Origin of the sequence: Aeromonas popoffii (assembly GCF_037818705.1) — a bacterium.
Classification (GTDB): Bacteria; Pseudomonadota; Gammaproteobacteria; order Enterobacterales; family Aeromonadaceae; genus Aeromonas; species Aeromonas popoffii.
Genome location: NZ_CP149129.1, coordinates 4,132,441 through 4,146,451 on the forward strand (window position 1 = coordinate 4,132,441; position 14,011 = coordinate 4,146,451).

Consider the following 14,011-nt stretch of genomic DNA (forward strand, 5'->3'; position numbering starts at 1 on the left):
GACTCGCCCCCCTCCCGCCCTGGTCCCGCAGACACGCTTTTACCCTATTTCTATGCAGGAGCACCCATGAAACAGCTTGAGACCCTCAAGGCAGAGGGCAGGATAGAAGAGGCTCGCCAGCACGGCCTGCTGCAACTCATCGCGCATCCACGACATGCCGGGCTGCATTACGAAGTTGCCTGCCTGCACGATAACCTGGGACGAGAGGCACAGGCCATTCCACTCTACCAACAGGCTATCGCACTGGGGCTGACGGATGAGTCTCTGCGTGGCGCCTGGCTCGGCCTTGGCAGCGCTTATCGCACCACAGAGCAATACCCGGAGGCGCTGGCCGCCTTCGAGCAAGGACTGGCCCGTTTCCCCGATGCCAATGAGTTCAAGGTGTTTCGCGCTATGGTTTGTTACAACCTGGGGCGCAACAAGGAGGGGATGGAGAGCCTGCTGGCGGTACTGGCAGAGACGGCGACAGATCCGGCTCTGGCACCTTACCGACGCGCCATCGCCCTCTATGCCGCCGACCTGGATCGACGCTGGTAAATAGCCAGCAACAAAAAGGCCGCTCATCATGAGCGGCCTTTTTACGAAATGTGGTGGCCCCTGCCCGACTTGAACGGGCGACCAATCGATTATGAGCGTGGGAAAAACGCATTTCACTGTATTTACGTACAGTACATGATGTTATATAAATCAATGCCTTAGATCAACATGCTCATTTTATGACCTTCCCCACTCTTCCCCCATATTCTCCCTCTGACGTATCCTATACGTATCCTTTTTCGACCAATCGATTTCTAGGATACCCGGATCGATTGGTCGGCCAAGAGCAGGCTAGCCAGGGAAAGGAGCAGCAAACGCCACTCCCCCCTTGGGCCCAAAAAGGTCGCATAGGGTTTAAATATTGAGGTTACAGAGGTTACAAGGTTACAACCCCCTACAAGCCACGGTTTAGCTGGGTTTGTTTGTAACCTCACCATAAATAGTCAGAGGTTACAGAGGTTACAAGACCTGTCTTGCCTGCCCTTCCTCTGGCTAGCCTGTTTTGTGGGAGGAAGATGAAAGCGTTCAAATTCACCAAGGCCACGATCGATGCACTGCCCCCTGCACCAGAGGGGAAACAGGTCGAGTACTGTGATGCCATGGTGCAGGGGCTGAGGCTCCGGGTCGGGGCCACTGGGAGCAAGTCGTTTAGCGTGGCCAAGAGCAAAGAGGGACGCTTTATCAGGGCGACCTTGGGGCGCTACCCGGCACTGACCATCGACATGGCCCGCGCCAAGGCGTTGGAGATCCTGGGCGATGTGGCCATGACTGGCCAGAACCCTAACGTGATCCGGCGTGAACAGGACAAGTTGAAGGTCACCCTGGGCGAAGCCATTGATGCCTACCTTGCCAGCCGAGGGGATCGGATCAGGTCGGAGACAGCCAAGCACTACCGCGCCGATCTCAACAACTACTCCGGCGACTGGATGACGATCTCCTTGCTCAAACTCACCAGGGAAAAGATCGAGGTACGGCACAAGGCCATCACCGAGGGCTTGCCCGGCTCTTGGCATGGCGCGGCCCGTGAGTTTCGCAAGGCGGGGACCGGCAAGGGCAGCAAGGCACAGGCCGACCGCTGGGCGCGTACCCTGCGGGCCGTGTGGCGCTTTGCCCGCGACCATTACCGGGACGCCAATGATCGGGTCATGCTGCCTGAGCCACCCACCGAAGTCTTGAGCAGCAAGCGCCTCTGGCACAATAACCCCAGACGCAATGACCGGATCCGCACTCACGAACTCCGGCGCTGGCTGGATGCGGTGGAACAGGTCAGGCAATACGCCATCGACTGGCGAGACGACACCACCGCCACCGTCTGCGATGCCATCGACATGGCACTGTTTACCGGCTTGCGCCGCTCCGAAGTATTCCAGCTCACCTGGGATCGCGTCAGTATGAGCGGCGGTTATTTCTGGATTGATAAGACCAAGAACGGCGACCCGCTGGAACTGCCGATCACCGAAACCCTGCTCACCATCTTCCGCCGCCGCTGGCACTGGAACCTCAAACAGAGCCTGTTCGTATTTCCTGGCCGTAACCCTGATCGTCCCATCCATGAGCCGCGCCGGGTCATTGCCAAGATCTGCGCCGCTACCGTGCCCCACCCGAACCCGGACGGCCTGCCGCCGCTCGAGTTCAAATGCCACGATGCCCGCCGCACCTTTGGCACCGTGGCCGAACTAGCCGAGGTCGGTCAGTACACCATCAAGCGCCTGATGAACCACCGCACTCTGCGCAGTGCTGACGTGACGCAAGGCTATATCCATTTCACGGCGGACGAGCTGCGTAAACCGGCGACCAGGATCGAGCGGGATATTTTGGAATATGCAGGCCGTCTGGATAGTAAAAATAATGCCAATAGTAACTTGTTGACTATTTTTGCCACGCTGCCAGAAGACGAGCAGCGCCGATTATTGTTAAGTCTGCACAACAATATTGGCTGAGAGGGAGTTTAAATGTTTTTACAAGAATGGTTTGAGAATGAAGAGTTTCAAAAATCACAGGCATCAGGTAATTTCCCTGTTGTTTTTGCATCTCTCTGCCAAATGGAAAAGTATCATGACCTGACAAACCTTACATCGCAGACTCTCATTGAACAGCTGTGTTTAAGAGCAAGAATATTTGAGGCTTTTTTAACGCAAGATTCAGCGATAGAACATTATTTTAATGCATGGTTCGATATGTTTGAATCTGACTCTGTGATTATTCACGAGCCAGATGCCGATGAATTGAAAATTGACATTAACAGAATGTTATCAGCGAACGAACTATCTCTCGTAGAGTTAATAGCATGGCGTGGCGCTTCCGGTGTCAGTATCGAACAGTCGCAAGATGTGGTGGCGAATGCGCTGGCTTCACTGCATAGCGTCAAACCCTTATCTGTTGCGACGGTTAAACATATGTCTGCTATTGCTCATAAGAATAAATATGGCGACATGGACGATTTTAGTGCTAACTATATTTACCACCCCATATCAGAAGCTTTTTCTTATGAGCATAAAGAGGCGTATGGGAGGTTAGTTACCATGAGTGTTAATCTCTCTGATTATACAGATGAAGAGATCCTCGATGACTTGGCCAAGTTGCTTAAAAGCTGGCGTAAGGATACGGGCACACCATCTAAGCCGGAACCATCAAGGGCCAGCAGCATTAACCTGAGAAAGATAATTAACAACAGATATATTTTATTGTTGGATGGAATGATTTTCGGTCGAATATTGAATGGAACAATAACTGATGAACTCCTTATTAACCACGTGTATCCACACTTAGAAATTCAGCCTGACTCTTTCCGAAAGACCTATAAGCGGAATGCGCGAGCTTTCGCCAGTCCGCAGTGCCTCAATCTATGGGAGAAAACCCTAACCAACTTGGGATTGTGGGGTAAACCCGTACAGCACGCTTTGCAGAAAAAATTCTAACCACGTTCGGAAGAAAAATCGGGTGATTTTTCTTCCTCCCCGCAATAGGGCTCTATGTGGAAAATCAGCGGCATCCGAGCAAAACCAAGGGTGCCTGTATGAAATCCGCAATAAACCAAAACACTTCGCAACGCCTCACCCGCCGCGAGGCTGCCGCCTACCTTGGGTTGTCAGAGAAGACCCTTGGGGTCTGGGCCAGCAATGGCCGCTATGAACTCCCCTACTACAAACTAGGCAACCGCACACTCTACGAGCGCACCGATCTCGACGCATTCCTTGCAGCCCGAAAAATGCTGCACTCCAGCAAACCCGCGAATCCTATCCAATAACCAGGGAGGTACTCACTATGCGCGTGATGTGCACCGAGTGCGGCGAACTGGGCCGTATTACCAAGACCTATCGACACACCCGAGGCGTGGCCACGCTCTATTGCCAATGCATTGACCCCGAGTGCGGTCATTCGTGGGTGTCGTCCCTGTCATACAGCCACACCCTGCACCCGTCAGCCAGGAAAATTCCCGAGACGTCACCCGTTACCAAGCCGTAACCCAATGATGCCTCACGCCATTTGTGCCGGAGGGAAACTATGCGTGTGCTTTGCACCGAGTGCGGCAAACCAGGCCGCATTACCAAGACCAACCGCATGACAGCGGGGGTCGCCAACCTCTATTGCCGCTGTTCGGATATTGCGTGCCGTCACTCCTGGGTGTCCACCGTGTCCTACAGCCACACCCTGAGCCCGTCCGCCAAGCGGGCCAATGAGCTAACCCTGGCACTGGTGCGGGCCATGTCACCCGAGGCCCACGCCACCTTGTGTCAAAGCGTGAACGAACACCAGCAGCAGCTGGATATACAAGCCGCGCAAGAGCGCGAGAAACCCACGGTAACACTGCGGAGGGCAGGATGAGCAGTCAGGTAAAAACAGGCTGGATTTGTATCGCCAGCACGGGGGCAACACTGGATGGCCGCACCATCACGCCCGAGTGTCTGCGCCAGTTGGCCGAGACGTATGACCCGAATTTTTACGTGGCCAACCTCTGGCCAGATGGGGTACGAGGTCGCCCGTTGGGGCACGTCCACGCCCTGAAACTGCAAGAGCAAGGCGACCAGCTCAAGCTGCTGGCCGAGCTGTGCCCCACTCTGGAACTGATAGAGCTCAACACCAGCGGCACCCATGCCTTTTGCGCCATTGAGGCCAGCGAGAATTTCGCAGGCACCGGCAAGTGGTATCTGTCCGGCGTGACTGTCACTGACCAGCCGACCCTGACGGGGCTCACCCAGCTGCAATTTAGCGCCAAGCCGCCGAGCAGGCGTCCCCTGCTGGTGCCTGTCTCTGCGCCCGTTGTGCCTGCAAAACCCACTTTCCGGACATCAAAACCCGAGCAGATGTTTAGCCAGATAGAGGCCCTGTCAGCGGAGGTGACGGCCCTTTGCCGCAAGCTCGACAGCTTCACCCCGTATCGACCCAACCAGCCGAGCGCCCCCGCTGCTGACCGCAGTGACGACCCCACCCACGCCAACCATTACCGTGTTTACTAAGGAGCCCCACCCGATGAGCTTATCTGACCTGCTGCACGATGTGCGCCTGAGCTTTATCCCTGCGCCTCAACCCAGCTTTGGCAACCTCGACAACGCCGCCAGCATGGCCCTGACAGCGGCCATGCTACAGGCCGCCCCGTTTCTGTGGATGGTCTCTATCCAGGGCGTGGATGACCCCCACGCGCTGCGCTTTGACCCACTCAAGCCAGCCCTGCGCAGTGGCCGCAAGGCACAAGGGCGCTTTCTGGTGCGGGCCGAGCCGAGCAAGCGCGAACACGAATACGAAGAGCTGGACAGCAGCGCCATCTGGACGTGGCAACAGCTGGCCCAGATGCTGGCAGGGCTCGACCAGAGCCAAGCTAACAACCTGCTCGAAGAGCTGGCGTTGGCCGCCTTTGCGGATGACCTGATACGGGTCGGCTTCCATGGCCAGACTGCCGCCGTCAACACCGACCCCGAGGCCAACCCGAACGGGGAAGATGTGATGGTGGGCTGGCCTGCGCTGGCCAAGGCCGCCGACCCCGAAGGGCTGCGGGTGCTGCGCAATGCCGTGACGTTCGACCCCAGCGGCAAGGGCGATTTCACCGACCTGGACGCGATGGTCTATGCCCTGATTGAGACGCTGCCGCCAGCCTACCGCCAAGACCCGCGCTTGGTGGTGATGGTAGGCGGCGACCTGCTGCGCACCCACCAGAAAGCCCACCTCAAGGCCGGACAGGTACGGGACAAAACCCAGCGCATGAAGATTGCCGACTTGGGCTTTGTCTCGCACCAGCACATGCCGAGCACCTATCTGGGCATTACCTTGGTCGAGAACCTGCAAGTGCTCACCGTCAACCGTACCCACCGCCTCAACGCGGGGGACATTGACGACCTCGCCAGCTGGGGCATTCGCTACAACCGCGCCCAGTCCTACGCCCTGGGCGAGCCCACCGCTTACGCCGCCTTTGATGCCATCACCCTTGCCACCGAGGAGTAACCCCATGCAACAACCGACTTTGCAGGCCGCGCCGACTACTCAGCTCCCTAATGCCCCAGTGGGCACCCGCGCCAGCCGACTGGATGAACACGTGGCCCTGTTCCAAAGCGAGCACCGCAAGCTGATGGAGCTGGACAGCGAAATTCAGGTGCTGCGTGCACAACGCAAAGCCTTACTAGCCCAAATCCCACCCGCCAAGGAGCGCCGCGAAGAGCTGCGCCAGGGGCGCATTAACCAACTGATGGGCGGGGTAGTGTCACTGGAAGCGGCGCAGGAATACCGCGAGCTGGGGGAGCTGCTGGAGGATGCCAAGGCGGCGACCACCTTGTCGGAGTGTCAGGAAAAGCGCTTGGCCATGCCGCTCTATCAGACCCAGCTGGCGGTCAACAGCGCCCAGAGCATGGTGGCCGGAAGCTATGAAAGCTATCTCGACCACAAGGTGATGCCGTCCATCCTCAACGGGCTCAAGGGGCGACTGGCCGAGCTGGCCGCCCTGACCCACGCCAAGGCCACCATCATGGGGCAGGAAGGGGCGCGCAAGTGGGCACAGAACGAGCTGGCCCACGCCCTCAAAGAGGCCATGAGCGGTGAGCAGGTGGCACTGGATGGCGACAAGCCCGCCGCCCGTGAAGTGCTGGCTACCTCGACCCGCCCGCAAGCGGCTGACCTGCTGGCACTGTGCAACAGCCCAGGCAAGCGCCAGTGCTTACTGAGGGAGCTTGGGGAGTAACACAAACCGGAAATACAAAAGGGAGCCTGCCAGGGCTCCCTATTTGCTTACCCCACCCCCAATTCCAGAGGAGCAAGCCCATGTACCATAGCAAAGCCCCTGATCCCCGGCAAGAGTTGCATCCATGGATCAATTCGGATAGCCTCTCCCATGTCGCCTTAAGCAAGCGACAAGGCTGGCGGATTAAGCACCCGCAAGCAGCGACTCACGTAGGAAAATTTGTATCCCTTTCCCCCATTTCTGGCACCTTGCCGGAGATCTATCCTGTTTTGGGGGCATGGGTCGGGAGCCAAAGAAAACGCCCCCACTGTGCCTGCCTACGTGAGCACTGCTTTGCGGCTACCCGATCCGCCCTGCGTCAACTTCACGTAGGGATAACCCCAATGATCTTCACCTTCCTGATCGCCACTCGTGGCCGGGTCTCTGACCTGCACCGTATACGTACCATTTCTGCTGTCGCTGATACCGAAGCCCAAGCCCGCGCCAATCTTCCCGGCTTACCCCTTGTGTTTGTTGCCCGTATTCCCTGTGCGAAAAGGGGGCAAGCATGAATCAACACCCTCACCCTTCAAAAGAACTTACTCGTGTCACCGCTGATCTCGATGTATCTGCCTGCGCCCTGAATACCCTTTCCCGGTTGCTGACTGCCAGCGTGGATTGGGAGCGTAAAGACCGTATCGAGCACGAAGAATTTACCTATGGCCTATCTGGCCTGTTGCGTGGACTCGCCAAAGAGGTAGAAACGAACTCTTGCCGGATCAGCGAACTGAATGACCGGTTACCGGGAGGTGAATCATGATCTCCCATCGTATTGTCTCTGATGTCTCTCTGGCAGCCCGTGGTCAATGGCCCGCAATCCTAGCAGAGCTGGGGCTTTCTATTCCCAAACGTGGCCAGCATGGCCCCTGCCCTGCCTGTGGTGGGAAAGACCGGTTTCGCCTGGATGACAAGGAAGGCCGAGGAACCTGGATCTGCACACAATGCGGGGCCGGTGATGGCTTAACCCTACTGGCCAAGGCCACCCACAAAAGCACCAAGGAGGCCGCCCAAGAGGTGGCCACCCTACTAGGGCTATCTGCATCGGGTCTTGATGAGCAAGAGTTAGCAGCCCGCCGTCAGAATGCGGAGCAGATAGCGGCCAAGGCCCGACAGGATGAGGAAAAAGCCAAGCGCAAAGCCTGCACCAGGGCGGCCTCTATCATGCGAGATTGCATCAAAGGACGTAGCCCCTATCTGGCCCTTAAACATTTGCCAGATTGGCTGGCAGACACCAATCAGACCTTGATCCGCGAGGCCCGGCACAACTTCCCCCAAGGCTCCCTGGTAATACCGCTAACAGATGAAAATGATCAGCTGGTCAACGTCCAGCTAATCGACGCACAAGGCGAAAAACGCTATTTGGCCGGCGGCCAGAAAGCAGGGGCATTTCATCGGTTAACCGGTGGCCTGCAAGTCGCCATCTGTGAAGGCTACGCAACGGGCGTATCCGTCCACTTGGCAACAGGCGCAACCATCTATTGCGCCATGGATACGGGCAACCTGCAGGCAGTCGCAGAGATAGCCAAACGCCGCGAAGGAGCAGAGCCGATCCTGATTGCGGGGGATAACGATGCCCAGATTGATGGCAACCCAGGCCAAGCCAAAGCCCAACAAGCCGCTGCAGTGGTAGGAGGGCTCGTGTGCCTTCCTAATGAGGCCGGTGATTGGAACTACTACCACCAAGCCCATGGGCTGCTCGATACCAAGAAGGCGATCATGACCTCTTACGCAAAGACTCAGACACCGGCACAACTGCCCCCCAAAACCCCAGAACTGCCAGACAACTACAGCATGAGCAAAGAGCGGCTCTTTGCCATGGAGTGGCGCGGCAAGGGAGAAGAGGCGGAGCGTGTGCCGGTGCCTATCTGCTCACCCCTGCACGTCACCGCGATCACCCATACCGAGCAGGGCCAGGGCTTTGGACGATTGCTGGAATGGCGGGATACCAACGGCAAGACCCGCCGCTGGGCAATGCCCATGCGAATGCTGGTTCACAAAGGCGGTGAGGAGGTGTTCGGCCAGCTGGCAGAAAGCGGGCTCAGTTATATCAACATGAGCAAAAAGAACCTGCTGCGTGATTACCTGATGAGCTGCCAACCGCAAGCCCGGATCACTTGTGTTGATCGCACCGGCTGGCACAAGCAAGCCTATGTGCTGCCAAACGGCAACCTGGGGCCGGATGCCAACGAGGTGATCCTGCAAACCACCGGCTATGTGAACAACGACTTCACCACGTCCGGCACTCTGGCTGAATGGCAAGCCCAGGTGGCCGCCCTAGCGGTAGGCAACAGCCGGTTGGCCTTTTCCCTGTCCTGTGCCTTTGCGGCCCCCCTGCTAACGCTGATTGGGGTCGAGGGGGGCGGTTTCCACCTGAAGGGCGAAAGTACCGATGGCAAAACCACCGTGATGATGGCCGCCGCCAGCGTGTACGGCCCCGAGGCATTCGCACACACATGGCGGGCCACCGGTAACGCCATAGAAGGGATCGCCAGTCGCCGCAACGATGCCCTCCTCTGCCTGGATGAAATCAAGGAGGTGGATGGCCGGGAGGCGGGTCTGGTGGCCTACATGCTGGCCAATGGCCAGGGCAAGGGGCGAAGCCGCCAGGATGGGGAACTACGTGAACGCAAACAGTGGCGTTTGTTGTTCCTCTCAACTGGCGAGCTTTCCCTGGAAGACCACGCTGAGCAAGCAGGCCAGCGCACCTTTGCCGGTATGGAGATCCGTACAATCCAGATCCCGAGCGATACCGGCAAGCACGGCGCGTTTGAAGAGCTGCACGGCATGGCCGGTGGCCGCCAGTTTGCTGACGCGCTACGCGAGCGCCTGCAAGGCCAGCACGGCACTGCCTTCCGGGCCTACATCGAAGCATTGGCCAACGACTTGAACACACACAGCACCTGGATGAAGGCCGAGATCCGCCAACTGATCACCACCATGACACCAGAGGGCGCAGGTAATCAGGTCGGTCGAGCCATTAACCGCTTTGCCCTAGTAGCCGCAGCTGGTGAGCTGGCCACCCGCTTAGGCATCACTGGATGGCAATCGGGAGAAGCCACCAAAGCCGCGAGAATTTGCCTTGATGCGTGGTTGGCCGACCGTGGCCACCTTGGCAACCAGGAAGACGCCGCAACCCTGCGCCAGATCCGCCAGTTCTTCACTGCCTATCAGTACAGTCGGTTTGCGGACTGGGATGACCCAAACCACAGGCCTGCTCAGATGGTGGGATATCGCAAAAGCCCACATATAGGTAATGATGAAGAAGTGATTTTCTTTGTGTTACCGGAAGGATGGAGGGAGATAAACCAAGGAAGAGACTATAAAAAGGCTGCACGTTTAGCGCTTAAACAAGGTTGGATAGTCAAAGCACAGCCAGGTAAAACACAAATGCTAGTGCGGCTCCCTAATACTTCAAAACCTGTACGGGTATACATGTTAGGATGTTCTATTTTTCTGACTCCATAGTGTTGTAGCTAGCTTCGACAAATAGTACGATTCGTTGCAGATATAATTTTCATTAAAATGTTTTGCAAGAGTGAGGGGCTAAAGTGATAAAACAAATAAACCTGACTAACTGGAAGAGTTATGAAAAGTCCAGTTTATATATAGACCCGTTAACAATACTGATTGGTACAAATGCCAGTGGTAAGTCTAATGTTCTCGATGCATTAGTGTTTTTACAAAGAGCGACTTCAGGACTTAGTTTACATCAATCAATTTTTGGTGATATGAATATCTCACCTCTTAGAGGTGGGGCTGAGTGGATTTGTAGGAGAGGTACCGACGAGTTTTCGATTGAAGTGATTTTCGGCACAGAAAACAAATCCATTGATTACAAATATTCTCTTACTGTCAGAGTACAAGAAACAACAAGAGCGGAAGTATCGCAAGAAGAATTATTGATTCAGCGTTATGGGCCAAGATCAACGACTGCAAAAGAAAAGCGTCTTTTCTATACTCAGCAACAAGATGTTACTGGAACTCCAAGTATACCGGCATATTTTGCATCGGGTACTAATGGACCAGGAAAGAGACTTGATCTAAATCGTTCGTTTACGATTATTAATCAAGCGGAAAGTCTTTTGATTCGAAAGGAAATTCAAGATGCAGTAAAGTTGGTAATCGACCAACTGCAAAAAATATTCGTCTTTGACCCAATCCCAAGTCACATGAGAGGATATTCTCCATTCTCAGATAAATTACAATCTGATGGTTCGAATATCGCAGGAGTTTTGGCAGCGTTAGAGAATGATGAAAAGCAAACAGTTGAGGAAATTCTGACAGACTATCTAAGAAAGCTACCCGAAAAAGACATAACTAAAGTGTGGGCTGAGTCTGTTGGAAGATTCAAAACTGATGCAATGATCTACTGTTCGGAAACATGGCATGATAGTAATGAAGAAACTGTCGATGCGAGAGGAATGTCTGATGGGACATTGCGCTATTTAGCAATTGTAACAGCTATGCTCACTAGAGCAGAAGGAAGTCTTCTTGTAATTGAAGAAATTGATAATGGATTACATCCTTCTAGAGCAAAAATCCTTATTAATATGCTAAGAGATCTTGGCAGCGATAGGAATATTGATGTTATTGTAACGACACATAACCCCGCGTTATTAGATGCAGCCGGCAATAAAATGGTTCCATTTATTACTGTGGCACATAGAGACCTAACAACAGGGTTTAGTGTATTAACTCCATTGGAAGATGTGGAGAAGCTAGACTACTTAATGGCAAGAGGCTCATTAGGGAGACTCTCAGCAGAAGGTGCGATTGAAAAAGCACTGATGTCGGGAGATTCTTTATGAGAAAGGTCTTGATAATAGATACAAGTGTTCTGTGTGTATGGCTCCAAGTGCCAGGGATGCTTGATTGTGGCCCTCTGAGAGATAAGTGGACCCATGAACGTATAGTTGAGAAAATCGAAGCATCAAGAGCAGAAGGTGCGTTACTAGTACTCCCTTTGGCAACCATAATTGAAACAGGAAATCATATTACAAGACATGCTAATTGTTACAATACGGCATTAAAATTGTCAGATAAAATAAGGGAGTGTGCGAATGGAGATAGTCCATGGGCTGCCTTCGTTGAACAATCTGAGCTGTGGACGACAGAGCGACTAATATTATTGGCGGATGGTTGGCCTGATCTTGCTGCAAGAGCTATATCAATCGGCGATGCAACAATAAAGGATGTCGCAAGTTATTACCTTGATATGGGAAGGCATGTGGAAATATTGACTGGTGACCAAGGTCTTCAAGAAGAATCACCTGAAATACGAACACAGCCGAGGCGACGGGCTGCGCGTTAACAATAGATTTTTTACACTTGAAATGTTGAAATAATAAAAGATCCCATTGCTAGGGGTCTTTTATTATAAAGTCGGATGAATAAAATCTTTCAGGGATAATCTGAATATACTGAGTCCTTGTGACATGAGACAAAGCCACAGTGACATCACGAAATCTGCGCTCTTCCGCTCCCGCCTGCGGGCCGCACCAAGAAAATTTTTTGCAAAACTGGATTACCGCAGTTTCCTAGCTCTAGGCCGCGCCGAGCTTGGGGTTTAGGTGCCCGGATGGAATTTCAAGAAGTGAAAGGAATTTCAGCTTTTGGAAAAAACACGCCCCATTTTTGGACCAGACAAAAAACATAACCATCTGATATTTATATAAAAACTCTATTTTCCGTGGCCATTTCCCCATGCCACACACTTTTCAGCTTGCAGAAAAAAATCTGACATTATCATTTAAAAACAATGAGTTATGATAGTTTTTCGGATTTGAATGATCTGAAAATTTTCAGTTTTCCACTCATGCTAGTACGCATGCAGACCTCAAGGCTGAGTCCATCGCTGATCCCTGGTTGAGTGTCTGTGCTGAACCTAATGGAGGCACTTCTGGACACTGAGGGAGCACAATGAAATGATTTTCATGTATTGATTACGTTGATGGGGTGGAGCTAAGGAGAAAACACTGTTGTCTGATTAAGATCGCACTCCATCTACTCACTGTATGCTTGCCGCAGACAAATAGAGGTTTCGACAGAAAAACGATGAACATATTCCGGTTGCTACACGTCATGCCAATGCCAGAAGGCACACGGCTAAAGCTTCGCAGATACTTCATGAACCGAAAGTCTGACCAAGATCGGCGCCGTTTCATCAAGAGCGGGGGACATTCAGCTGTGTTTTGGGACTTCAGTCATTGGCAGTTCGAATACCAACTCCTTGATGAGGACGAGGCCAGTTTCCATTCTCGGCAGCTTTTGAGTCGTGCTCGTGAGCTTAGAATTCCCACTCCGCAATTGTTCGTGGATGAAGCTTTATCGCCTGATTACCAGCCAAGTGGGCTGGATGGCCACCGTTATTATTTATCACTTGTAGGCGAGCAGAAGGTTCGCTCTGCCATCCGCGAAGAGGAGAAATATCGTTCGGAGCGTTGGGCAAGGCGCATACCCTACATTACTGCGTTAAGTGGTCTGATCGGGACAATCACCGGCCTTGTTGCCGTTCTAGCAAAGTGGGGTTCGTAGCCACAATGTGGTAGCAATCAAAAGTGGCGCAAAAAGGAACTCTCGATGTAGAGAATGTAGACCCATCGAAGCACACCGCGTTAGCCGTGTACGTAGCGCTCTCTCCTCCATTTCACTTAAGCCGCTGAAATTTGTAACCTCTCGGGGTTACAGGTTACACAGTGGACGAAAGTGGCTGTAGCCCAAGCCAGACAAGGGCTAGAGGCTTGTAACCTCACACCGTTTCCACTGCGTGTAACCTCTATCAGCTTTTCAGGCCACGACAGAGGTTACAGCGCAAAGCCGCGCCAGCACTGGGCTAGAGCCGAGTTGTAACCTCGTAACCCGTGTAACCCCAGTTTTTTCGACATATAGAGATAAAAAGGAAAATGCCTGGTCATGTGAAAGAGATCCAAAAGCAAGCCTCAATGGTGTCTCTTTGAGGGGGCCGGAGCTTTTTTTCTACCTGATGGGGAAAATTTTTTTAGGGGGGATAAGAGCTATTTTAGAGTGGATGCTCTACAGGCTGAAATATCCTATAGGTATCCTAGCGAAAAGAGGGTTGGCGAGTACTAACTCGCCAACCCTCTGGAATTGGTGGCCCCTGCCCGACTTGAACGGGCGACCAATCGATTATGAGTCGACTGCTCTAACCAACTGAGCTAAGGGGCCAGATTGTTGGTTTTGCGGCGTGGATTATAGGAGATGTAGAGAAGCCAGTCTATAGGCAGATCAACCACTTGGCGACATTTTGTC

The 14,011-nt window shown here is 53.6% G+C and carries 15 protein-coding genes and 1 tRNA gene; 15 read left to right on the plus strand and 1 reads right to left on the minus strand.

Annotated elements, in window-relative coordinates; translation table 11 throughout:
• Nucleotides 1–66: 66 nt before the first annotated feature.
• From WJM78_RS19135 to WJM78_RS19205, 15 genes are all read left to right on the plus strand, one after another.
• Nucleotides 67–537, plus strand: a complete 471-nt coding sequence (locus tag WJM78_RS19135; protein ID WP_339011057.1) for a tetratricopeptide repeat protein — start codon at nucleotides 67–69, stop codon at nucleotides 535–537.
• A 515-nt stretch (nucleotides 538–1,052) separates the two neighbouring features.
• Nucleotides 1,053–2,477, plus strand: a complete 1,425-nt coding sequence (locus WJM78_RS19140) for a site-specific integrase (RefSeq protein WP_339011059.1) — start codon at nucleotides 1,053–1,055, stop codon at nucleotides 2,475–2,477.
• 12 nt (nucleotides 2,478–2,489) lie between these two features.
• The gene (locus WJM78_RS19145; RefSeq protein WP_339011061.1) at nucleotides 2,490–3,455 is read left to right on the plus strand and encodes a DUF6387 family protein; all 966 of its coding nucleotides are present in this window, start codon (nucleotides 2,490–2,492) and stop codon (nucleotides 3,453–3,455) included.
• Nucleotides 3,456–3,553: 98 nt separating this feature from the next.
• Nucleotides 3,554–3,784 carry a helix-turn-helix domain-containing protein gene (locus WJM78_RS19150; RefSeq protein WP_065479347.1) on the plus strand — a complete coding sequence of 77 codons (231 nt, stop codon included), beginning with the start codon at nucleotides 3,554–3,556 and terminating at the stop codon, nucleotides 3,782–3,784.
• Between the two features lie 26 nt (nucleotides 3,785–3,810).
• On the plus strand, nucleotides 3,811–4,002 hold the full coding sequence (locus tag WJM78_RS19155; RefSeq protein ID WP_404294919.1) for an ogr/Delta-like zinc finger family protein: 192 nt from the start codon (nucleotides 3,811–3,813) through the stop codon (nucleotides 4,000–4,002).
• Nucleotides 4,003–4,041: 39 nt separating this feature from the next.
• On the plus strand, nucleotides 4,042–4,362 hold the full coding sequence (locus tag WJM78_RS19160; protein WP_275930300.1) for an ogr/Delta-like zinc finger family protein: 321 nt from the start codon (nucleotides 4,042–4,044) through the stop codon (nucleotides 4,360–4,362).
• Nucleotides 4,359–4,994, plus strand: coding sequence for a GPO family capsid scaffolding protein (locus tag WJM78_RS19165; RefSeq protein ID WP_339011069.1), 636 nt, complete (start codon nucleotides 4,359–4,361; stop codon nucleotides 4,992–4,994). Before WJM78_RS19160 ends, WJM78_RS19165 begins: the two co-directional genes overlap by 4 nt.
• Nucleotides 4,995–5,007: 13 nt before the next feature.
• Nucleotides 5,008–5,973 carry a P2 family phage major capsid protein gene (locus WJM78_RS19170; protein WP_339011071.1) on the plus strand — a complete coding sequence of 322 codons (966 nt, stop codon included), beginning with the start codon at nucleotides 5,008–5,010 and terminating at the stop codon, nucleotides 5,971–5,973.
• A 4-nt stretch (nucleotides 5,974–5,977) separates the two neighbouring features.
• Nucleotides 5,978–6,703 (plus strand): hypothetical protein, encoded by a 726-nt coding sequence (locus WJM78_RS19175; protein WP_339011073.1) that lies wholly within the window; start codon nucleotides 5,978–5,980, stop codon nucleotides 6,701–6,703.
• A 383-nt stretch (nucleotides 6,704–7,086) separates the two neighbouring features.
• Nucleotides 7,087–7,254, plus strand: coding sequence for a host cell division inhibitor Icd-like protein (locus WJM78_RS19180; protein WP_236760962.1), 168 nt, complete (start codon nucleotides 7,087–7,089; stop codon nucleotides 7,252–7,254).
• Nucleotides 7,251–7,502 carry a hypothetical protein gene (locus WJM78_RS19185; protein WP_125601595.1) on the plus strand — a complete coding sequence of 84 codons (252 nt, stop codon included), beginning with the start codon at nucleotides 7,251–7,253 and terminating at the stop codon, nucleotides 7,500–7,502. Before WJM78_RS19180 ends, WJM78_RS19185 begins: the two co-directional genes overlap by 4 nt.
• Entirely contained in the window at nucleotides 7,499–10,207 is a 2,709-nt protein-coding gene (locus tag WJM78_RS19190; protein ID WP_339011077.1) for a DUF927 domain-containing protein, read from the plus strand. Before WJM78_RS19185 ends, WJM78_RS19190 begins: the two co-directional genes overlap by 4 nt.
• Nucleotides 10,208–10,290: 83 nt before the next feature.
• A complete protein-coding gene (locus WJM78_RS19195) occupies nucleotides 10,291–11,550 on the plus strand; it encodes an AAA family ATPase (protein WP_339011079.1) in 1,260 nt (419 codons plus the stop codon).
• Nucleotides 11,547–12,053, plus strand: a complete 507-nt coding sequence (locus tag WJM78_RS19200; RefSeq protein ID WP_339011081.1) for a hypothetical protein — start codon at nucleotides 11,547–11,549, stop codon at nucleotides 12,051–12,053. Before WJM78_RS19195 ends, WJM78_RS19200 begins: the two co-directional genes overlap by 4 nt.
• Nucleotides 12,054–12,868: 815 nt before the next feature.
• On the plus strand, nucleotides 12,869–13,276 hold the full coding sequence (locus WJM78_RS19205; RefSeq protein ID WP_339011083.1) for a hypothetical protein: 408 nt from the start codon (nucleotides 12,869–12,871) through the stop codon (nucleotides 13,274–13,276).
• Between the two features lie 574 nt (nucleotides 13,277–13,850).
• Here the strand turns inward: WJM78_RS19205 and WJM78_RS19210 are convergent.
• A tRNA-Ile gene (locus WJM78_RS19210) sits at nucleotides 13,851–13,927 on the minus strand.
• Between the last annotated feature and the right edge of the window lie 84 nt (nucleotides 13,928–14,011).

What these genes read in the sequence shown, in the direction of transcription:
- WJM78_RS19150 (WP_065479347.1), top strand. Translation starts at nt 3,554, where the DNA reads ATGAAATCCGCAATAAACCAAAACACTTCGCAACGCCTCACCCGCCGC.
- WJM78_RS19155 (WP_404294919.1), top strand. Translation starts at nt 3,811, where the DNA reads ATGTGCACCGAGTGCGGCGAACTGGGCCGTATTACCAAGACCTATCGA.
- WJM78_RS19180 (WP_236760962.1), top strand. Translation starts at nt 7,087, where the DNA reads ATGATCTTCACCTTCCTGATCGCCACTCGTGGCCGGGTCTCTGACCTG.
- WJM78_RS19170 (WP_339011071.1), top strand. Translation starts at nt 5,008, where the DNA reads ATGAGCTTATCTGACCTGCTGCACGATGTGCGCCTGAGCTTTATCCCT.
- WJM78_RS19160 (WP_275930300.1), top strand. Translation starts at nt 4,042, where the DNA reads ATGCGTGTGCTTTGCACCGAGTGCGGCAAACCAGGCCGCATTACCAAG.
- WJM78_RS19200 (WP_339011081.1), top strand. Translation starts at nt 11,547, where the DNA reads ATGAGAAAGGTCTTGATAATAGATACAAGTGTTCTGTGTGTATGGCTC.
- WJM78_RS19145 (WP_339011061.1), top strand. Translation starts at nt 2,490, where the DNA reads ATGTTTTTACAAGAATGGTTTGAGAATGAAGAGTTTCAAAAATCACAG.
- WJM78_RS19140 (WP_339011059.1), top strand. Translation starts at nt 1,053, where the DNA reads ATGAAAGCGTTCAAATTCACCAAGGCCACGATCGATGCACTGCCCCCT.
- WJM78_RS19165 (WP_339011069.1), top strand. Translation starts at nt 4,359, where the DNA reads ATGAGCAGTCAGGTAAAAACAGGCTGGATTTGTATCGCCAGCACGGGG.
- WJM78_RS19205 (WP_339011083.1), top strand. Translation starts at nt 12,869, where the DNA reads ATGAACCGAAAGTCTGACCAAGATCGGCGCCGTTTCATCAAGAGCGGG.
- WJM78_RS19190 (WP_339011077.1), top strand. Translation starts at nt 7,499, where the DNA reads ATGATCTCCCATCGTATTGTCTCTGATGTCTCTCTGGCAGCCCGTGGT.
- WJM78_RS19175 (WP_339011073.1), top strand. Translation starts at nt 5,978, where the DNA reads ATGCAACAACCGACTTTGCAGGCCGCGCCGACTACTCAGCTCCCTAAT.
- WJM78_RS19135 (WP_339011057.1), top strand. Translation starts at nt 67, where the DNA reads ATGAAACAGCTTGAGACCCTCAAGGCAGAGGGCAGGATAGAAGAGGCT.
- WJM78_RS19185 (WP_125601595.1), top strand. Translation starts at nt 7,251, where the DNA reads ATGAATCAACACCCTCACCCTTCAAAAGAACTTACTCGTGTCACCGCT.